Source organism: Methylobacter sp. (assembly GCF_023227905.1).
Classification (GTDB): domain Bacteria; phylum Pseudomonadota; class Gammaproteobacteria; order Methylococcales; family Methylomonadaceae; genus Methylobacter_A.
The window spans coordinates 1-20,349 of record NZ_JALOCF010000038.1; the positions used below are offsets into that span (position 1 = coordinate 1).

Annotated in this window: 17 protein-coding genes; 10 read left to right on the forward strand and 7 right to left on the reverse strand. The window is 46.8% G+C overall.

Annotated features, from left to right (window positions below; all coding sequences use genetic code 11):
- The first annotated feature begins 2 nt into the window (after positions 1 to 2).
- The 9 genes from M0R47_RS14590 to M0R47_RS14630 all read left to right on the forward strand — a co-directional run bounded on the left by M0R47_RS14590 (position 3) and on the right by M0R47_RS14630 (position 9,225).
- Complete coding sequence (locus M0R47_RS14590; protein WP_292556111.1) at positions 3 to 476, forward strand: F0F1 ATP synthase subunit B; 474 nt, start codon at positions 3 to 5, stop codon at positions 474 to 476.
- A 5-nt stretch (positions 477 to 481) separates the two neighbouring features.
- The gene (locus M0R47_RS14595) at positions 482 to 1,012 is read left to right on the forward strand and encodes a F0F1 ATP synthase subunit delta (protein ID WP_292556113.1); all 531 of its coding nucleotides are present in this window, start codon (positions 482 to 484) and stop codon (positions 1,010 to 1,012) included.
- Positions 1,013 to 1,031: 19 nt separating this feature from the next.
- Positions 1,032 to 2,573 (forward strand): F0F1 ATP synthase subunit alpha, encoded by a 1,542-nt coding sequence (gene atpA / locus M0R47_RS14600; RefSeq protein ID WP_292556115.1) that lies wholly within the window; start codon positions 1,032 to 1,034, stop codon positions 2,571 to 2,573.
- A 35-nt stretch (positions 2,574 to 2,608) separates the two neighbouring features.
- The gene (gene atpG / locus M0R47_RS14605; protein WP_292556117.1) at positions 2,609 to 3,472 is read left to right on the forward strand and encodes a F0F1 ATP synthase subunit gamma; all 864 of its coding nucleotides are present in this window, start codon (positions 2,609 to 2,611) and stop codon (positions 3,470 to 3,472) included.
- Positions 3,473 to 3,510: 38 nt separating this feature from the next.
- Positions 3,511 to 4,890, forward strand: a complete 1,380-nt coding sequence (gene atpD / locus M0R47_RS14610) for a F0F1 ATP synthase subunit beta (RefSeq protein ID WP_292556119.1) — start codon at positions 3,511 to 3,513, stop codon at positions 4,888 to 4,890.
- Between the two features lie 25 nt (positions 4,891 to 4,915).
- Positions 4,916 to 5,338 (forward strand): F0F1 ATP synthase subunit epsilon, encoded by a 423-nt coding sequence (locus tag M0R47_RS14615; protein ID WP_292556121.1) that lies wholly within the window; start codon positions 4,916 to 4,918, stop codon positions 5,336 to 5,338.
- An 89-nt stretch (positions 5,339 to 5,427) separates the two neighbouring features.
- The gene (gene glmU, locus M0R47_RS14620; protein ID WP_292556123.1) at positions 5,428 to 6,846 is read left to right on the forward strand and encodes a bifunctional UDP-N-acetylglucosamine diphosphorylase/glucosamine-1-phosphate N-acetyltransferase GlmU; all 1,419 of its coding nucleotides are present in this window, start codon (positions 5,428 to 5,430) and stop codon (positions 6,844 to 6,846) included.
- A gap of 1 nt (position 6,847) precedes the next feature.
- The gene (glmS, locus tag M0R47_RS14625) at positions 6,848 to 8,677 is read left to right on the forward strand and encodes a glutamine--fructose-6-phosphate transaminase (isomerizing) (protein WP_292556125.1); all 1,830 of its coding nucleotides are present in this window, start codon (positions 6,848 to 6,850) and stop codon (positions 8,675 to 8,677) included.
- 2 nt (positions 8,678 to 8,679) lie between these two features.
- Entirely contained in the window at positions 8,680 to 9,225 is a 546-nt protein-coding gene (locus tag M0R47_RS14630; protein ID WP_292556127.1) for a DUF2058 domain-containing protein, read from the forward strand.
- A gap of 55 nt (positions 9,226 to 9,280) precedes the next feature.
- Here M0R47_RS14630 and M0R47_RS14635 read toward each other — a convergent pair whose 3' ends face one another.
- From M0R47_RS14635 to M0R47_RS14645, 3 genes are all read right to left on the reverse strand, one after another.
- The gene (locus M0R47_RS14635; protein WP_292556129.1) at positions 9,281 to 10,819 is read right to left on the reverse strand and encodes a GGDEF domain-containing protein; all 1,539 of its coding nucleotides are present in this window, start codon (positions 10,817 to 10,819) and stop codon (positions 9,281 to 9,283) included.
- Positions 10,820 to 10,965: 146 nt separating this feature from the next.
- Positions 10,966 to 11,586 (reverse strand): thiol:disulfide interchange protein DsbA/DsbL, encoded by a 621-nt coding sequence (locus M0R47_RS14640; RefSeq protein ID WP_292556130.1) that lies wholly within the window; start codon positions 11,584 to 11,586, stop codon positions 10,966 to 10,968.
- 179 nt (positions 11,587 to 11,765) lie between these two features.
- Entirely contained in the window at positions 11,766 to 12,431 is a 666-nt protein-coding gene (locus M0R47_RS14645) for a c-type cytochrome (RefSeq protein ID WP_292556132.1), read from the reverse strand.
- A 106-nt stretch (positions 12,432 to 12,537) separates the two neighbouring features.
- On the opposite strand from M0R47_RS14645, the gene yihA reads away from it, so the two are divergent.
- The gene (yihA, locus tag M0R47_RS14650) at positions 12,538 to 13,170 is read left to right on the forward strand and encodes a ribosome biogenesis GTP-binding protein YihA/YsxC (RefSeq protein ID WP_292556134.1); all 633 of its coding nucleotides are present in this window, start codon (positions 12,538 to 12,540) and stop codon (positions 13,168 to 13,170) included.
- On the opposite strand, the gene M0R47_RS14655 is transcribed toward yihA, so the two are convergent.
- From M0R47_RS14655 to M0R47_RS14670, 4 genes are all read right to left on the reverse strand, one after another.
- Complete coding sequence (locus M0R47_RS14655) at positions 13,143 to 14,024, reverse strand: MBL fold metallo-hydrolase (RefSeq protein ID WP_292556136.1); 882 nt, start codon at positions 14,022 to 14,024, stop codon at positions 13,143 to 13,145. The two genes, yihA and M0R47_RS14655, sit on opposite strands and share 28 nt — an antisense overlap.
- 65 nt (positions 14,025 to 14,089) lie before the next feature.
- On the reverse strand, positions 14,090 to 14,938 hold the full coding sequence (locus M0R47_RS14660) for an HDOD domain-containing protein (protein WP_292556137.1): 849 nt from the start codon (positions 14,936 to 14,938) through the stop codon (positions 14,090 to 14,092).
- Positions 14,939 to 15,070: 132 nt separating this feature from the next.
- Positions 15,071 to 17,857, reverse strand: coding sequence for a DNA polymerase I (gene polA / locus M0R47_RS14665; protein WP_292556139.1), 2,787 nt, complete (start codon positions 17,855 to 17,857; stop codon positions 15,071 to 15,073).
- 158 nt (positions 17,858 to 18,015) lie between these two features.
- Positions 18,016 to 20,148, reverse strand: coding sequence for a bifunctional (p)ppGpp synthetase/guanosine-3',5'-bis(diphosphate) 3'-pyrophosphohydrolase (locus tag M0R47_RS14670; RefSeq protein ID WP_292556141.1), 2,133 nt, complete (start codon positions 20,146 to 20,148; stop codon positions 18,016 to 18,018).
- Positions 20,149 to 20,349: the final 201 nt, after the last annotated feature.

A 20,349-nucleotide genomic window follows, 5' to 3' on the forward strand; every position in this document is an offset into this window, starting at 1 on the left:
TCGTGAGTATCAATGCTACTCTGATTGGGCAAATGATTACCTTTGCACTTCTGGTATGGTTTACCATGAAGTACATCTGGCCGCCTTTATTTGACTCTTTAGAAGAACGTAAAAAGAAAATTGCTGACGGTTTGGCTGCGGCTGAAAAAGGTCAGGAAGAAATGCAGTTGGCAGAGAAAAAAGCCAAGAGTGTTTTGAAAGAAGCCAAAGAGCAATCTTCCGAGATTGTAAATCTGGCTCAAAAACGCGCCAATGAAATTGTTGAAGCATCAAAAGACACCGCTAAAAAAGAAGGTGAGCGTTTGATTCTTGTGGCAAAGGCGCAAATTGAGCAAGAGAAACAGCAGGCTCAAGAAAATTTGCGTAAGGAAGTGTCAGCCTTGGCTTTGCGGGCAGCGGAACAGATTCTGAGTGCGGAAATCGATAAAACCAAGCACCAGGACCTCCTGAGCAGAATCTCTAATCAATTGGGTTAAGCGAAATGAGCGAACTGGCAACATTGGCAAGACCTTATGCAGCAGCGGTGTTCAAGCGATCCAAAGAAACTGGTACAACTGAAAAGTGGTCGAAAAGTTTGGCGTTTATCTCGGCTGTCCTGAAAGATAAAGAAATTTCTGTCGTAGTGGACAACCCGAAAGTAAGTAAAGAGCGGTTATCAGGGCTGCTGCTTGATATTTGCCAAGGGCAAGTAGATGACGAAGGTGCAAATTTTCTGAAATTACTGGTTCAAAATAACCGGCTAAACCTGGCTCCGGCTATTGCGGAGCAGTTCGAAGCCTATAAGGCGGAAAGTGAAGGTTATGTCGATGTCGAAGTGGCTACAGCCTATGCCTTCTCTAAAGAAGAAAAGCAAAGTTTCGCTTCAACGCTGGAAAAAACGCTAAGCAAAAAAGTCCATATGAATGTGACCGTGGATAAATCATTAATCGGTGGCGTACTGGTACGTGCAGGCGACAGAGTGATCGACGGTTCCATAAAAGGCCAGCTTCAACAATTAGCAAAACGACTCTAACCAGAGCGAGAAACAGAATATGCAATTAAACCCATCTGAAATAAGTGATCTGATTAAAAAGAAGATCGAAAACTTCGACCTGAGCGCCGAGGCCCATACAGAAGGTACCGTAGTTAGTGTGACTGATGGTATTGTTCGTGTACATGGTCTTTCGGAAGTTATGCAAGGGGAAATGCTGGAATTTCCCGGCAACACCTTTGGCATGGCGCTTAACCTTGAAAGAGATTCCGTGGGTGTGGTGGTATTAGGTTCATACCAACACATCTCTGAAGGCGACACTGTAAAATGCACCGGAAAAATTCTGGAAGTGCCTGTTGGCGAAGCGTTGCTGGGTCGTGTTGTTGACGCGCTGGGTAATCCTATTGACGGCAAGGGCGCTATCGAAGCAACTGAAACTTCACCCATTGAAAAAATTGCGCCCGGCGTAATTGCCCGTCAGTCAGTTGATCAACCTGTGCAATTGGGTTTGAAATCTATTGATGCGATGATTCCGGTAGGCCGTGGTCAGCGCGAGTTGATCATTGGCGACAGACAAACCGGTAAAACGGCTATTGCGATTGATGCGATTATCAATCAAAAAGGTACAGGCATTAAATGTATCTATGTGGCTATCGGTCAAAAACGTTCATCGATTGCCAACGTGGTGCGTAAGCTCGAAGAACACGGCGCGATGGCTCACACTATTATTGTGTCAGCATCAGCTTCAGAATCGGCGGCGTTACAGTTTATCGCGCCTTATACCGGTTGCTCAATGGGCGAGTTCTTTAGAGATCGCGGCGAAGATGCCTTGATTATTTATGATGACTTAACCAAACAAGCTTGGGCTTATCGCCAGATTTCCTTGTTATTACGTCGTCCACCAGGTCGTGAAGCATACCCCGGTGACGTGTTCTATTTGCATTCCCGTTTGCTGGAAAGAGCGGCGCGAATCAATGCGGCTGAAGTTGAAAAACTGACTGGCGGCAAAGTAAAAGGTAAAACAGGATCATTAACCGCATTGCCTATTATTGAAACCCAAGGCGGCGACGTATCAGCATTCGTACCAACTAACGTAATTTCTATTACCGATGGCCAGATATTTCTGGAAAGCAACTTGTTTAACTCCGGCATACGCCCAGCAGTGAACGCGGGTTTATCGGTATCGCGTGTAGGTGGTGCCGCTCAAACCAAGATCATCAAGAAATTAGGTGGCGGTACGCGTCTTGATTTGGCGCAATACCGTGAATTGGCGGCTTTTGCCCAGTTTGCATCCGACTTGGATGAAAACACTCGTAAGCAGATTGAGCGCGGTCAACGTGTAACCGAATTGATGAAGCAAAATCAATATTCACCAATGTCAGTCGCACAAATGTCGGTTTCCTTGTTTGCTGCCAATGAAGGTTTCTTGGATAGCGTGGAAGTTAACAAAGTACTTGATTTTGAGGCAGCCTTACAGTCGTACATGACGTCAGAACATTCTGAATTAATGAACAACATTAATGCAACAGGCGATTTCAGCGATGACATAAGAAAGGGTATGCTGACAGCAATCCAGACTTTCGTCAAAACTCATAGCTGGTAACCAAAAGTAGGCGCCTCTAGGCGAAGGGTCTTAAGATGGCTGTTGGTAAAGAAATACGCAGCAAGATCGGGAGTATTAAAAATACTCAAAAAATTACTCGCGCAATGGAAATGGTTGCTGCGAGTAAAATGCGCAAAACAAAAGACAGAATGATGGCGACACGCCCATACTCTAAAAAAATTGGCCGGATTATCAAGCATCTGGCTCAAGCAAATCCAGAGTATAAACATTCTTTTCTTATTGAACGTCCGGTCAAGCGGGTTGGTATTATTGTAATTAGTTCTGACCGAGGGTTGTGCGGAGGACTGAATTCAAACTTGTTCAGAAAAACGCTGATCCAGATGGCGCAATGGGATAAGACAAATATTGATGTGGATATTTGTACAATCGGCACCAAGGCGTTTGGCTTTTTTGGTAATCTGAAAGCTAATCTGGTTGGTCAGGTTTCAAAATTGGGCGATACCCCGCACCAGCATGACATTATCGGCATCATTAAAATCATGTTGGATGCATACGTACAAGGTCAAATCGATGAGTTGCATGTAGTCAGCAATGAGTTTGTTAATACCATGACTCAAAAGCCTACCATCGAAAAATTACTGCCTGTCGTAGCTGGTGAGCTCGAGGAAGGCCTGAGCGGTCATTGGGATTATATTTATGAACCTGATGCCAAGGAAGTCTTGGATCATCTGCTAACTCGATATGTCGAGTCCATTGTCTATCAGGGGTTGGTTGAAAATAATGCCTGTGAACAAGCGGCCAGAATGGTAGCCATGAAGAGCGCTTCGGATAATGCCGGAAATATTATCAACGAATTGCAGCTGGTCTATAACAAAGCTCGACAAGCCGCTATCACTCAGGAAATTTCAGAAATTGTTGCCGGTGCCGCAGCTGTTTAAGCCCAAGTAAAAATGACACAACACAAGAGGACAACTCAATGAGTTCGGGTAAAATCGTTCAGATTATCGGCGCGGTCGTTGACGTGGAATTCCCACGTGCAGACTTGCCCAAAGTATATGATGCCTTAAATGTAGAAGGCAAAGGCTTGGTGCTGGAAGTTCAGCAGCAATTAGGCGATGGTGTCGTCAGAACTATTGCTATGGGTACAACCGATGGCTTAAGCCGAGGCTTGGACGTCAGCAATACCAATGCACCTATTGCGGTACCGGTCGGACAGGAAACTTTAGGACGCATTATGAACGTGCTGGGCGAGCCTATCGATGAGAAAGGCCCTATCGGCGAAAAAGTAAAGTGGGGTATTCACCGTGAAGCGCCTAGCTATGCTGAGCAAGCTGCGGCAACCGAACTGCTGGAAACCGGTATCAAAGTTATCGATTTGGTCTGCCCGTTCACCAAGGGTGGTAAAGTCGGTTTGTTTGGCGGTGCGGGTGTAGGTAAAACCGTTAACATGATGGAACTGATCCGTAATATCGCAATCGAGCACAGTGGTTACTCAGTGTTTGCCGGTGTGGGTGAGCGTACTCGTGAGGGAAACGATTTCTATCACGAAATGACCGATTCAAACGTAATCGACAAAGTATCGCTGGTTTACGGTCAAATGAACGAGCCGCCAGGAAACAGATTGCGCGTTGCGTTGACCGGCTTGACCATGGCGGAATATTTCCGTGATGAAGGCCGTGACGTTCTGTTCTTCGTTGACAATATTTACCGTTACACTTTGGCAGGTACAGAAGTATCGGCATTGTTAGGCCGTATGCCTTCAGCGGTGGGTTACCAGCCTACGCTCGCTGAAGAAATGGGCGTGTTGCAGGAACGTATTACTTCAACAAAAACCGGTTCTATTACGTCTATCCAGGCTGTTTATGTACCAGCGGATGACTTGACCGATCCATCGCCTGCGACCACTTTTGCGCATTTGGATGCGACTGTTGTATTGTCTCGTCAAATTGCCGAATTAGGTATTTATCCTGCGATTGACCCTTTGGATTCTACCAGCCGTCAATTGGATCCGTTGGTAATTGGTCAGGAGCATTACGACGTGGCTCGTAAGGTTCAAGGTATCTTGCAACGCTACAAAGAATTGCGCGACATTATTGCGATTCTGGGTATGGATGAATTATCAGAAGAAGATAAATTGACCGTGTCGAGAGCGCGTAAAATGCAACGGTTCTTGTCTCAGCCTTTCTTCGTTGCCGAAGTATTTACCGGTTCACCTGGTAAATATGTATCTTTAAAAGATACGATTGCCGGATTTAAAGGCATTATCGACGGCGAATACGATGCTATTCCTGAGCAAGCTTTTTATATGGTAGGTACCATAGACGAAGCGCTTGAGAAAGCAAAAGGCATGAAATAAGTTATAAAACTGTTAGGTAATAATAATGACCATGACCGTACATGTAGACATCGTTAGTGCAGAAAAGGAAATATTTTCCGGATTAGCGGAAATGGTATTTGCTCCTGCTGAAATGGGTGAAGTAGGCATTTCGCCCCGGCATGCGCCATTAATATCCAGACTTAAGCCCGGAGAAGTCCGGGTAAAAGTCAGCGACAAGGAAGTATATCCGTTCTATGTGTCAGGAGGTATGCTGGAAATTCAACCGAATCAGGTTACCATTCTGGCAGACACGGCGATAAGAGCGAAGGATATTGACGAGGCGGCCGCAATTGAGGCCAAGACCAGAGCTGAAGAAGCGTTGACAGATAAGTCAGGCAAGATTGATCTTGCGACTGCTCAGGCACAATTGCAGGAAGCTATTATGCAATTAAGAACATTAGATAGATTTAGAAAACGCGGCGGGTAGTCAGATACACGGCACGTCTCTATCCCTTTTGAAAGCCCGATAACGTGTTAAAGCGCGCTATCGGGCTTTTTTGTTTAACGGAACACCAAATGAAAATAACAACCATTATTCTAGCAGCGGGCAAAGGAACGCGGATGCGATCAGAGTTGCCCAAAGTTTTGCATCAAATAGCCAATAGACCTCTGTTACGGCATGTCTATGACACAGCTAAGCATTTGGAAAACAATGTTATCAAGATTGTTGTCGGTCATGGGGCAGAGCTGGTCACAGAAGCGTTAAAGGATTTAGATGTCGATTGGATAGAACAAAAACAGCAGCTAGGTACAGGACATGCCGTGCAGCAGGTCAGCGACCAAATTGCCGATGCCGATACTGTCTTGATATTGTACGGCGACGTACCGTTGTTGAAATTGTCAACCGTTAGGCTGTTAATAAACAATGTTAATGACCAGTCTCTTGCTTTACTCACAGTGAACCTTGACAATCCAAGCGGTTACGGCAGAATTGTTAGAAATGCCACTGGCCAAGTGACTAAAATCGTAGAAGAAAAAGATGCGTCATCCAGTGAAAAGCAGATCAATGAAGTCAACACCGGTATTATGGCGGTGCAAGGCAAACAATTAAAAAAATGGTTGAGCCAATTAAGCAACAGCAACGTCCAGGGCGAATACTATTTAACTGATGTGATTGAAATGGCGGTTGCCGATCAAGTCAGCATCGTTACAAGTCAGCCGGAAACTGAGGATGAAGTGCTGGGCGTTAATAATCGCATACAGCTTAGTCATTTGGAGCGTGTCTATCAGTATGAGCAGGCCACCAGCTTGATGGAGCAGGGTGTTACCTTAAAAGATCCGATGCGCTTTGATCAAAGAGGCTCAATTGAAAGCCTGGGTCAAGACATCGAAATCGATATTAACGTGATACTTGAAGGAAAAAACAGTATTGGCAGCAACGTCAAAATAGGTGCTAATACTAATATAAAAAATTCAATCATTGGCGATAATGTAGAGATTCTTGCCAACTGCATCATAGAAGATGCGGTAATAGGACAGGATAGCAGAATTGGCCCTTATGCCAGACTAAGACCGGACAGTGTGTTGGCTAATGATGTCCATATCGGTAATTTTGTAGAAATCAAGAAATCATCAGTAGCGGCGGGCAGCAAAATTAATCACTTAAGTTATATCGGCGATACAACGGTGGGCAGTAAAGTCAATATTGGAGCAGGAACGATTACCTGTAATTATGATGGCGTTAACAAGTTCAGAACCGTTATCGGGGACGGCGCTTTTATTGGCTCGAACAGCCAGTTAGTGGCTCCGGTTACCATAGGCAAAAACGCTACAATAGGCGCAGGCTCAACCATCACCAAAGACAGTCCTGAAAATCAGCTGACTTTAAGCAGGGCCAAACAGATATCCCTTGCAGGATGGCAGCGGCCCGCTAAGCGCGACTGCATGGATGCAGGAGATAGCTCAATGTCGGGAACAATTGCCGAGGAGAAATAACATGTGTGGAATTGTAGGCGGTATCGCGCAACGAAATGTAGTGCCAATTTTACTTGAGGGGCTGAAGCGACTGGAATATCGCGGTTATGATTCGGCAGGACTGGCGGTCATAAACAAAGGGCAAATCTTCCGGAAACGAGAGCTGGGTAAAGTAAAAGGCCTTGAAGCGCTACTGGAGGCAGACCCGATCACAGGCCAGATCGGCATAGCGCATACCCGGTGGGCTACTCACGGTAAACCCAGTACAGCTAATGCGCATCCGCATATTTGTCGGCATAAAGTGGCTGTTGTCCATAACGGCATTATCGAGAACCATGAGAGCTTAAGAGAAACGCAGCTGCAACTGGGTTACGAATTCACTTCAGAAACCGATACCGAGGTTATCGTGCATGAAGTTTATCACGCCCTGGAAGTTAATGAAGGATTGCTGAGTGCCGTTAAAAAGACTGTCAAAAAGCTGGAGGGAGCTTATGCGCTAGGGATAATGAGCGTAGATGAGCCCGATACTCTGATAGCATGCAGAAAAGGCAGTCCGCTGGTGATCGGCGTCGGTATAGGCGAATACTTTATCGCTTCGGATGTAGCGGCATTGCTTCCGGTTACGCAACGCTTCATTTTTCTTGAAGACGGTGACATAGCCGCGATCACTATTAACGGCCTGACTATTTATGACCGGCATGATCAGGTGGTCAGTCGTTCGGTTATAGAGAGCAAGCTGACAGCAGATGCCGTCGATAAAGGCGACTATCGCCATTACATGCTGAAAGAAATTTATGAGCAGCCTTTTGCAATCTCACAAACCCTGGAAGGCCGGTTCATCAATAACCGCTTGCAGGAAAGCGCATTCGGGCATAATGCCGCCACAATATTCAATAGCATAAAAAGCATACAGATTTTAGCCTGTGGGACCAGTTACCATGCAGGGTTGGTGGCACGGTATTGGTTCGAAGAGCTAGCTCATGTCCCTTGCCATATCGAAGTGGCCAGCGAGTTTCGCTATAGAAGCCCGGTTTTAGCGCCAGATACTTTAGTTGTCACCATTTCGCAATCCGGCGAAACTGCCGACACTCTGGCAGCATTGCTGGAAGCCAAGAAGCTCGGGGCAAAACACTCGTTAGCCATCTGCAACGTGCCGGAAAGTTCTCTGGTTAGAGAATCCGATCTGGTCTTAATGACCCGCGCCGGTCCTGAAATTGGCGTTGCGTCAACCAAAGCATTCACTACGCAATTGGCAACATTAATGCTGCTGGTCATTGCTATCGGCAGACGCTTTCAACTGAACGAAATAGTGGAGCAAAAAATTACCTCGGAATTGTTCAGCTTGCCAGGAAAAATTGAAAAAACTTTGCTGATGGATGAGGAAATTAGAAATTTGTCCGAGCAATTTGCCGAAAAACAGCATGCCTTGTTTTTAGGCCGGGGCACTCATTATCCGATAGCGATGGAAGGCGCGTTAAAACTAAAGGAAATTTCCTATATTCATGCCGAGGCTTACCCGGCAGGCGAGTTAAAGCATGGCCCCTTGGCATTAATTGATGCCGACATGCCGGTTGTGACTGTAGCGCCGAACAACAGCCTGCTTGAAAAACTGAAATCGAATATGCAGGAAGTAAGCGCTAGAGGCGGTCAACTGATTGTTTTTATGGATGAAACATTAGCCACTGCAAACGATGAAAATGTACAGATCGTAAAAGTGCCTCAAGTCGGTAATGAGATCGCGCCTATTATTTATACCATCCCTTTGCAACTGCTGGCTTACCACGTCGCCGTTTTAAAGGGTACGGATGTGGATCAACCCAGAAATCTTGCGAAGTCAGTAACGGTGGAGTAATTGTGGCAAAATTATCACTACAAGAGCAATTGTTAAAGTCTGGATTAGTCAGCGCCGCTAAGGCTAAGAGCATTAAATCCGACAAGCGCAAGCAGACCCAGCAGCAGCGCAAGAATAAAGTCGAAGTGGTCGATGAGGCTAAGGAATTGGTTCAGAAGGCACAGGCTGAAAAAATCGAAAAGGACAGGGAGCTTAATCAGTTACGCAGGCAACAGGAAGAGCAAAAAGAGCTGGCCGCGCAAGTCAAACAGCTCATTGAACTCAACCGGCAGCCTCAAGATCCGGACGGCCTGGCCTATAATTTCACTGACAATAAAAAAGTCAAACGGTTGTATGTCTCAGAGGCAATGCGCGAGCAAATTGCCGAGGGACGGTCAGCCATTGTTAGGCTCGGCCAACAATATGAAGTGGTGCCCGCCGAAGCGGCGAAAAAAATACAATCGCGCGATGCCGCCAGTGTGATTGTGTTTAATGAACCCGACAAAGCAGCCAATGCGGCGGACGATCCCTATGCGGCGTACCAGGTCCCTGATGATTTGATCTGGTAGTGGGCAGGGATTTGACACTCTGTAATGAGGGGTAGTGTGCCCACGATTTGGGCCATCACAATACGTTGCACCGGTTACGGCCTTGCTGTTTAGCCTGATAAAGAGCCTGATCTGCGCGTTCGAACGCCGTTTCATCGGTGTCATTTGGGATAAACTCGGTAATGCCGCAGGAAATAGTAATGGCAACGGAGGTGCCGCTGGCATTAAAGCCCGTCTTTTCAATAACTTGACGAAGTTGATTGGCCCGCTCCAAAGCCGATTGGCTGTCGGTGTTAGGAAGCAGCATGGTGAATTCCTCACCACCAAAACGAGAAATAAAATCGGTCGTGTAGGAGTGATCGGATAATTGCTTCGCGATTAATAGCAGCACTTTATCGCCAGCCTTATGACCATATCTGTCATTGATAGTTTTGAAGTAATCAACGTCCCAAATGATAAGGCTTAATGGAGTACCGTAACGTTTCCAGCGAGCCAGTTCGGTTTCCAGGCGCTCGTTATAAGCGTTACGATTTGGCAGGCCTGTTAAAGTGTCGCGTAGTGCTTGGGTATTGGCAATTTTGAGCTTGGATTTAAGGTCGCAGGATTCTGACTCCATACTTTTTATTTTATCAATCAAGCCATCCAGTTGCTGCTGTGTTTTTTGGCGTTGAATTGCCTCTTTTTGGGTGTGTTCTTGAATTTCTTTGGCAATGCTTGCTAACCGGCTGCTGATAATCCCTTTCAGAGGTTCAAGTTTGGTAGCGTTGGTTGAACTTAACTGTAATTCTTTCATCTGTTCGGAAACGGACTGATCGAGCCTGCTTCTGTTTTCGGCCGACTCGATTGCGGCCGTACTGGCTCCCATCACACTGGCATCCAGTGTTGCCAGCTGTTCAGTAATATGGGAGAGAAACTTATCAATGTCTTGCTGCTCCGACTGGTTGTGCTGTTTGATTTTAAGCAGCAGTTTAAAGGATCTATCCAGAATGGATTCAAAAGCCAGTGTGGTTTGATTCGGAGTGGCAAGCAATTGTTTTGCGGTTTGCGCTTGTTGATTAAAAATGCTAGGTATTTCAATGCCTTCTAGAAATAACAACAACTGCCGGCTGACAATCTCTATATCGATTTGGCTGCTGATAGTCTTTGGCGCTGAGATGTCGGTGTCTGATTCTATGGCTTCAAGTATGGCGATGAATAATTGATTGGGAGTCTCAAGTTTTGCAGTCCGAGCCTTTTTCTTCAGTAGCTTTAGTATGCGTTGTTGTTTTTCAGTTGTGTACCGCTGAAGCAGAAAATCAAATAATGGCTCGATTTCCACTGATTGGTTCTGGGCTGGTATGTGCTTGATTTGAGTTACGGAAAGGGTAAATCTATCAAGCTCATCTTTAAGTGCGCGGCTATTGATGCCATTTTTTAATTGATCGCGGATGCTTAATAGATGCGGGTCCAAAAGGGGGTCCAGTCCTGTGGTTGCAATAGTCAGGCGAATTATTGTCTTACAAAGCAGGTCTTCTTTTTCTTTGCAGGAGGTTGCCGATTGTTCCTGTTCATCAAGTAGGTTTAAGTATTTCTTTCTCCATTCATCCTGATCAGTTGTCTTGCTAAAAAAATTCATGATTGACCTTGTCAATGAATAACGACAAAACTAAATAACATATGCTTAGAGTAATGGGTGGCCTTGCGAGCCGCCGCATCGTTATTATGTGTTCAAGTTATAAAACGTATATTAAGTCGACAGTAATCTGTCGATGCGCAATACAATTATTTTGCAGCGCTTTCCTTTTCAATCAGCTGATTAACAACATCGATCATTTTTTCTTGAGAACCCGCCAGAGGGCCGGTGGTTTTATATTTGCCGTTAATAATAATGGCGGGAACGCCGGTTACGCCGTAACGGCTTGCGGTAGTGGCGGCCTGGCGCATTTTGGAATCAACCAAAAATGAATTATAGGCGTTACGAAATTCGGTTTCGTTAACACCGCGCTCAACAAAGAATTTAGCCAGTTGATCTTCGGTTTCAAGATTCTGCTTTTTGTTTTGGATGGCATCGAAAAAGTCGGCATGAACTTTATCGACTACGCCCAGCGCTTCAGCAGTAAAATAAGCTTTGGCATGCTTGCCCCAAAGATCGCTGAATACAGCGGGCTGACGGATAAACTCGACGTTTTTAGGTAGCTTTTTTACCCATTGCTCCAGTAACGGTTCAAAACTGTAGCAATGCGGGCAGCCGTACCAAAAGAACTCAATGACTTCAATTTTGTCAGGGTTATGGGTGGGTTGTGCCGGCGACAGGGTTTCATAACCGACGGATTCGGCCTTTAACAAGGCTGAGAAGGAAAACAATAGGATTAGTAAGCTGGTTTGAGCGATTTTTTTAAGCATGGCTAAAGTTCTCTCTATTGGTTTTGTAGGCGGTTTTGCTAAAGCAAAATCGCCCAACTTTGGGTACGAACAGGCGGATTGCAGATAATGATTCCAACACAATCCATAGGAATGTAGGGATGCTGATTTGCATGGGACCAAATCAGCCTATGCAGCTGTAGCGCGAGTCTGACCTACACTTATTTCATCGTTGATATACGATATGAAACGGCTTTTATTTCTTCGTCCGTCATTTTCTTTGCAATCATGTGCATGATGTTATCCGGGTTATTGCTGCGTGCGCCGGACTTAAAGTCTGTGAGTGCTTTTATTAAATAGTCGGCGTGTTGCGATCTTAATGCCGGGAATGAAGCCGGTTTGTTACCCTCGCCAAAAGGACCGTGACAGGCGATGCAGGCGGAGACTTCGCTTTTCAGGTTGCCGTTGCGGTAAAGGTCGCTGCCTTGAGCAATGACGGCTTGGATATCATCTTTTTTGCCAGCCGGTTTTTCGTCTTCATCAGCAGGCGGCAAAGTTGGTAAGGCGTTTTCTGAAACCTTTTGTGTCGCGTAGTAAGCAGAAATGTCCGTTATATCTTCATTAGTTAATGCCAGTGCCATAGGTGACATCATAGGATCGTTACGGCTGCCGTCCTTAAATGCATGTAATTGCTGTGCCAAATATGAAGAATGTTGCTGTGCAAGCTTGGGGAATGTTGCTACCATGCTATTACCATCGTCTCCGTGACAACTGGAGCAGGACGCTGATTTTTCTTTTCCTGCGTTAATATTGCTTTCTGCATGTAGAATACTCGTAGCACTGGCCAACGCCAGAGAAATTGAAAGTACCTGCAATTTTTTCTTCATCAAATTCCCCTTCGGAATGGTTAATCATTATGCCAGTCTTTTAGTTGCTCAGGCTGCTGTGCACAACCGAATTTTACTCTAAATAGTAACGCTAAGCGAGACAACGATGAATCCAGTTTATCATCAAGCAAAATTTATTAACAGTTCGCCACATTTGAAGGACACGCCCCCTGATCAGGGCCTGGAAGTGGCATTTGCCGGGCGTTCGAATGCGGGTAAATCAAGCGCGATTAATACCCTAACCCGGCAAAATTCCTTGGCTCGTATCAGTAAAACACCAGGCAGAACGCAAATGCTCAATTTTTTTGAAATTGATGATCGGCAACGGTTTGTCGATTTGCCGGGTTATGGCTACGCCAAAGTGCCGTTAGAGGTGAAGAAGAAATGGCACGAGTTGATGGAAACTTATTTAACCAGTCGCAAATCATTGTGCGCCATTATTTTAGTGATGGATGTGCGCCATCCGTTAACCGAATTCGATTGGCAGATGGTAGAGTGGTGCGAGCATACCGGGTTGCCGTTACATGTGCTGTTGACCAAGGCCGACAAGTTGAATTACGGCGCAGCTAAAAATACCTTATTGCAGGTAGAAAAGGCCTTAAAGGATGCGAGTTTTCCAGTAACGATACAGCTGTTTTCGTCGCTGAAAAAAACCGGTATCGATGAGGTGCATGCTGCGCTCGACCGGTTGTTCAATCCTGTCGAACAGGGTCAGAGCGAGATATCGACGCCTTCCTGAGCAAGCAATAATTCGCAATGGGTGCCTGGATTGTTTTCTAATAAGTTCTGATAAATGGCATCAAGGCTTGCATCGCTGCGGGTCGGTTCATGGTGGGTGAAAAACAGTTTTTTTGCCTTTGCGGCGCTAGCCAGTTTTATTCCCGAATCATAAGTGCCGTGCCCCCAACCTTGCTTGGCGGCATATTCTTCGTTGGTATAGGATGAGTCGACAATCAACGCATCGACATCTTTCATGGCCAAAACGACTTCATCCCATTTAGCATCGACAAAAGACTGGAATTCGGCGTATTCATCATCTTCTGGATCATAGATGTTGAGCTGCGGTTCGTAATCGCCGGTAAAAAAAACCGATTGCCCGTCGCAATCGATGCGATAGCCGAAATTTAATACCGGATGACTGAGCACAATGGGCGTGATGGTGGCGCTGCCTACCTTGACCGGTATGCCGGGTTTGACGGTGACATACTCAATCCGGGCATTCAGTTGTGCTTCCCGTATCGGAAAGAAGCTGTATTGCAACTGCACGGAGAGCGCCCGATTAATGGTTTCGTTGGTTACCGGATCGATTCCGCCGTAAATTTTAATCTGATTGCCCGGGATGAATATCGGTATAAAGAAAGGCAGGCCTTGGATATGATCCCAATGGGTATGGGTGATGAAGATATGCGCCTGGATAGGCATTTCTTTCAGCAGATTTTGCGCAAGCGTGTGGATGCCTGTACCCGCGTCAAGGATGATCAAATCATTGTCATCAGTCCTGATTTCAATGCAGGTGGTATTGCCGCCGTATTTGACAGTATTGGGCCCCGGTGTGGGTATGGACCCTCTAACGCCCCAGAACTTGATTCTCATTGTTGACCTTCGGGTTACATGAATGGAAGAGGTAAGGCGTCAACAGTAGGAACACAAACTGAGCGCTATGCATTAATAAAAGATTGGGCTTCTGTCTTGATGGATTGTAAATCCCCCAAAGCGTCGCAAATGGCAGGAAGCGTTGAGCCGAAGCGGGTAGCAATGGGCTGCGGGAAGGCTTCTATCATAGGATTGCCGCCATCGCCGAATTGCAGGTGCTTACTGATTTGATTCGCGGCAAAAACGCAGTCTCGCAAAACGTTTTGGCTGCGCTCAAGTTCATGATGATGCGCGATGGCATCAATTAACGCGCCTGACAGTTCCCATTTCTCGGCGAGTATTTTGCCGGCCTGCGAATGATTAAGACCTATAAATTCGAGTTCGGTTTGATGCAAGGGCAGCTGATGTTCTTTGCTCTTTTCCAGCGCGAGTTTGAATTGGTCAGGCATAAATTCAGCAAATACCACTTTCCCAAAGTCATGCAGTAGCCCGGCAACGAAACAATCACTGCATTCCACCGAAGATAAACCTATGCGTTCGGCAAGCAACTTGCTGATTGCCGCAGTAGTCAAAGAGTGCAGCAGGAAATTGGAAGTATTGAAGTTGGCCTTGTTATTGGGATTCAGCATACCCATTGCGGCAACGCCCAAGGCAATATTTTTAATGGTATTAAGGCCAATATGTACGACAGCCCTCTGCACTGACGTGATTTTTTGGGGCAGTCCGTAAAAAGACGAATTAATGGCTTTAAGAATTTTAACGGTCATGACCGGGTCGCATTCGATAACACGGACAATATCTTTTGCCGAGGCGTTAATATCTGACGTTAATTGCACTACCTGTTGCACGCTTTTTGGAAAGGCGGGCATTTTCTCAACGAGGACGATGAGTTTTTCGTTTTTTGAGTTTTGCATTTAATAAATTTGGTTAGGCAGTATTAGAGCATAGCAGAGAGAAATATTTGCCAGTCGTTAATGGCATAAGACCCGCGTGACGCAATTACTATAATACAATACTGCCATATTGCCGAAAAATAATGCTAACGGTTAATGGGCTTCGTCCCAATTATTGCCTATGCCTATATCGACAATCAGCGGCACCTCAAGCTCGACGGCTGCACACATAATGGACCGGATCTCTGCGGCGCAATCGTCCACTTGATCTTGTGCAATTTCAAATACCAGTTCGTCATGCACCTGCATAATCATTTTGGCGTCCGGGTTTTCCAGGTACAGCCACCGGTCGACGGCAATCATGGCGCGTTTGATGATATCGGCCGCAGTTCCCTGCATCGGTGCATTGATAGCGGTGCGTTCGGCGTATTGGCGCCGCGCCGCATTACGTGAATTAATTTCCGGCAAATACAGCCGTCTGCCGAATAATGTTTCAATATAGCCTTGTTCGCGGGCTTGCTCCCTGATACGGTCCATATAGTTTTTAACACCCGGATAACGGGCAAAATACAGATCGATGTAAGATTGCGCCTGATTGCGAGACAAGCCCAGCTGTTGCGCCAGTCCAAAGGACGACATCCCGTAAATCAGCCCGAAATTGATGGCTTTGGCGGAACGGCGCAAATCAGTGGTGACTCGCTCCGGAGCCACGCCAAATACCTCAGCCGCAGTGGCCCGATGTACGTCTTCTCCGTCGGTAAAGGCTTTTAACAGGCCTTCATCAGCCGATAAATGCGCCATGATGCGCAGCTCGATTTGAGAATAATCGGCGGCGACTATTTTTCTGCCCTCGGGAGCGATAAATGCCTGCCGGATTCTCCGGCCTTCCTTGCTGCGTATCGGAATATTTTGCAGGTTAGGGTCTGAAGAAGACAGTCGGCCGGTTGCGGCTATCGCCTGATGGTAAGACGTATGAATCCGGCCCGTTTGCCCATCAACCTGCTGCGGCAGTTTGTCGATATAGGTTGATTTAAGTTTGCTCAGGCTACGATGCTCCAGAATCAGCTTGGGCAACGGGTAGGTGAGGGCCAACTCCTGCAACACCGATTCTTCCGTCGACGGCTGGCCTTTCGGGGTTTTCTTTAAGACCGGCAGTTTTTGCCGATCGTAGAGGATATCCTGGATCTGTTTCGGCGAACCCAGGTTGAATGCCTGTCCGGCCAGGTCGTGGGCGAGTTGTTCAAGCGAGCTAATCTGGCTGGAAAGCTCAAGGCTTTGTTGCGCGAGCATGTCGGTGTCGATGAGTACGCCATTATTTTCAATACGGGCCAGTACGCTAATCAGCGGGACTTCCATTTCCGTATACAGCTTGAGCAATTTCGGCTGCTGCATAAGCTTTCCATACAGCACTTGATGCAGCTGCAAGGTAATGTCGGCATCTTCCGCAGCATAAGGCGCGGCTTGTTCTATCGGCACTTCCTGAAAGCCTATTTGCTTGGCGCCTTTGCCAGCCACGTCCTCATAATGGATGGTTTCTACGCCCAGATATTCCTTAGCCAAGTCATCCATATTATGCTTGGTTGCTGTGCTGTTGAGCACATAGGATTCGAGCATGGTGTCGTGCGCAATGCCGTCTAATGCGATGCCGTGATTAGCCAGGACATGCATATCGTATTTCAGGTTTTGCCCGAGCTTGGGCTGGTACGGGTTTTCCAGCAGAGGCCGCAGCTTTTCCAGCACTTCCAGCCGGTTCAGCTGGTCCGGCACGCCGGGATAATCATGGGCCAAAGGCACATAGGCGGCTGTGCCTGGAACGACCGCAAAGGATACGCCGACAATCTGCGCCTTGCTGTAATCCAGGCTGGTGGTTTCGGTATCAAAGGCAAACAGCTCGGCTTTATGAAGTTGCTCAAGCCAGTCGTTAAAGTGTTGTTTGGTTAATATGGTTTCATAAGTGGAATCGATTTTGGCTGGAGCATTTTCGATTTTTGCAAGCGCCGTTTCAACCGGGAATGTCTTGAGCGTAGCCGAAGGGGCTGTCCTGGGTTCAGGCGAAGGAGCATCCAGCATTTTTAACCAGGACGTAAATCCCAGATCGGTCAATAGATTTCTCAGTTCCGCCTTGTCCATCGGCTGCTGTTTTAAGTCTTCGATGCTGTAAGGCAAATCGAGGTCGCATTTAATGGTGGTCAGTTGTTTAGATAACGGCAGTTGATCCAAACTGGCGCGCAGGTTTTCGCCGATTTTGCCGGTGATTTCATTAGCGTGGGCGATCAGGTTTTCCAAGGACTGATATTGCTCCAACCATTTTGCCGCAGTCTTGGGGCCGACTTTGGGCACGCCGGGAATATTGTCGACGCTGTCGCCTATCAACGCCAGGTAATCGATAATCTGTTCCGGCCTGACCCCGAATTTGTCGATAACGCCCTGAATATCCATGCGGGTATTGGACATGGTGTTTTCCAGGATAATGTGCTCGGTAACCAGCTGCGCCATATCCTTATCGCCGGTGGAAATAATAACGTCGTAACCTTGTTGCTCAGCATGTTGAGCCAACACTCCCAGCACATCGTCGGCTTCCACGTCGGATTCGATAATCAGCGGCAAGCCCATGGCCCGAATCAGGTTATGCAGCGGGGCGATCTGAACCCGCAAATCATCAGGCATTGGCGGGCGATGGGCTTTGTATTGATCGTAAAGATCATTGCGGAATGTTTTGCCCGAGGCATCGAACACCACCGTGATGTAGTCACTGTGATAGTCGGCGATCAGTTTACGCAGCATATTGCTGACGCCGTAAACGGCGTTGGTGGGTTCGCCTTTTGCGTTGGTCAGCGGCGGGATGGCATGGTAAGCGCGAAATAAGAAAGACGAGCCGTCAACCAGGATCAGGCGTTCCCTTCGGCCGGGTTCGGGACAGGTTTGTGCTTGTTGGGACATAGAATTTAGATGCAAGGTTAAAGATTAAAAATACACGCCACGAAGACAACACGAAAGGCACGAAGTCTTCGCATCTTCCGGGTATGTAATCAATATGTCTACTATACAGATTTTTTGCTTAAGTTGATGCGTACGACAGCGAATTGCTTGCCTTTGCGTCAGGTTTTACGCTTAGCCTCGACGATATTAGGCAATTGGCTTATTTTATTAAGCACTTGGCTTAGCTGGTCGGTATTTTCAATTTGAATGGTCAAATTAAGCAACGCTGAAAAATCGGGATGCGTCTCCAGCGCGGCGTTGGAAATATGGATTTTAGCCTGGGCTAAAATCTGGGTAACGTCACTGAGCAAGTTTTGCGGGTTAAAGGCATGAATAACAATAGGCACTGCATAGCTGGCTTTTTTTGCCCCCCAGTTAACCGAAATAAGCTGGGCCTGTTTTTCGGGGCCAAGATGCATGATATTTTCGCAGTCTTTGCGGTGGATAGTAATGCCTTTCTTATGGGAGATATAGCCAATGATGTCATTGCCCTGAACTGGAGAGCAACAATGCGCTAGAGAGGTCAGAACGTTATCAATGCCTTCTACGACGATTGCCGATTTAATTTCGGGCTTTTTACGTTGAATGGGCGCCGGCGGGGCTTCCAGTTCAGGAATCTTGAAAAACGCCGCAAGCTGGCGGCTATTAATGTCGCTACGGCCTATCGCCTCAAGTAACTTATCGGTATCAGGCTGATTAAAATGCTTGGCCAGCTCCGCTAAACTTATCATTTTCAACCCCAGCCGCTGGCTTTCCTTGTCCAGGATAGCCTTGCCGGTCGCAATATTCTGGGCTTGTTGCTGATTTTTAAACCAGCTTTTAACTTTGCTGATCGCTGCCGATGTCTTTAGATAGCCTAAGTTCAGATCAATCCAGTTGTGGTTGGGACCGCCATCTTTTGCCGTTAGAATTTTTACCTGATCGCCGGATTTTAAGGTATAGGTTAACGGCGCAATACGACCGTTAACTTTTGCCCCGCGGCAACGGTGTCCTATTTCGGTATGAATGGCATAGGCAAAGTCCAGAGGCGTAGAGCCTTTAACCAGGTCGATTATTTTACCGGCCGGCGTTAAAACGTAGACCCGGTCATTGAATAGTTCACTACGGAAATTTTCGGACAGCGCTTCATCGCTATCTTCTTTACGATCACGCTCAGGACCGGTTTCTTTCAACAGCTTGCGCAAAGAGGCGATATTTTTTGCTATGGCCGTGTCATGTTTGCCGCCTTCTTTATAAGACCAGTGTGCGGCAACCCCGAGTTCGGCAAAGTCGTGCATTTGTTGGGTGCGGATTTGCACCTCAATCCGGTTGCCGTCGGAGTCGATAACGACGGTATGCAAAGACTGGTAGCCGTTTTCCTTGGGATTGGCGATGTAATCGTCAAACTCCTTCGGAATGGTTTGCCAAAGGCTATGCACAACACCTAGCGTGGCGTAACAGGCGGTCAGACTGTCGACAATAATGCGCACCGCTAACAAATCATAAAGTTCGTCTATATCCAGTTGCTTGCGGAGCATCTTTTTCCAGATGCTGTAAATATGCTTAGGACGGCCGTAAATTTTGGCGGAAATCCCCTCGGCGGCGAGCTTTTCCTGTAACAGGGCAATAAATTTATTGACGCAGTTTTCCCGCTGCGCACGGCTATCGCTTAGTGACTTGGCGATACGAAGATAGGATTTGGGTTCTAGATAACGGAAGGCCATGTCCTCCAGTTCCCATTTTAATTGATGGATACCCATGCGATTGGCAATCGGTGCATAAATATCCAGGGTTTCCTGGGCAATAAACCGTCTGAGCTCGTAAGATTCCTTGGGCAAAACCTTAAGCCGTTGAACGCGGTAGGCCAGTTTTATCAACACGGCGCGGACATCCTGCGTCATGGACAGTAACATGCGGCGCAAGGTTTCCGTTTGGCGAGGCTGATCCGTCATTTCCAGGGAATAAACGGTTAGCTTGTTCAGCCAGTTAACGTCCTTAACCAGCGCGGCAACCGTTTCGCCAAATTGTTCTTTAATATCAGGTAAGGGATCTAAATGGGCTAAGCGCGGATCGCTCAATATCGCGGCGAGGATAGTATTCAGATCGACATTAAATTCCATTAAAATTGCCGCCACCTCAATTCCTCTGGGACGGAAATAATGCGGATCATCAGGAATTTGCGCGATAATCGCCAGCGCCCGATTGATTTGTTCGGTGTCGGGAACGGAAAATCCGTTAAAAAGGTGTTTATTGGGTTTGGTGGTTTTTTGCATCAAACGACAGTCGATAATTTGAAAGCTTGACGATTATGATAGGTCAATGCCGGTAAATGTAACAAGCAATCATTGCTTGTCAGGATATAGTCACAGGAGCGCGGCCTTAAAGAATGTAAGGCTCCAAAAACAGGATAGCCAGTCCGCTAAATATGTATTTTAACCTATTGAAATGCAATGAGATAAATTTATGATAAGTGT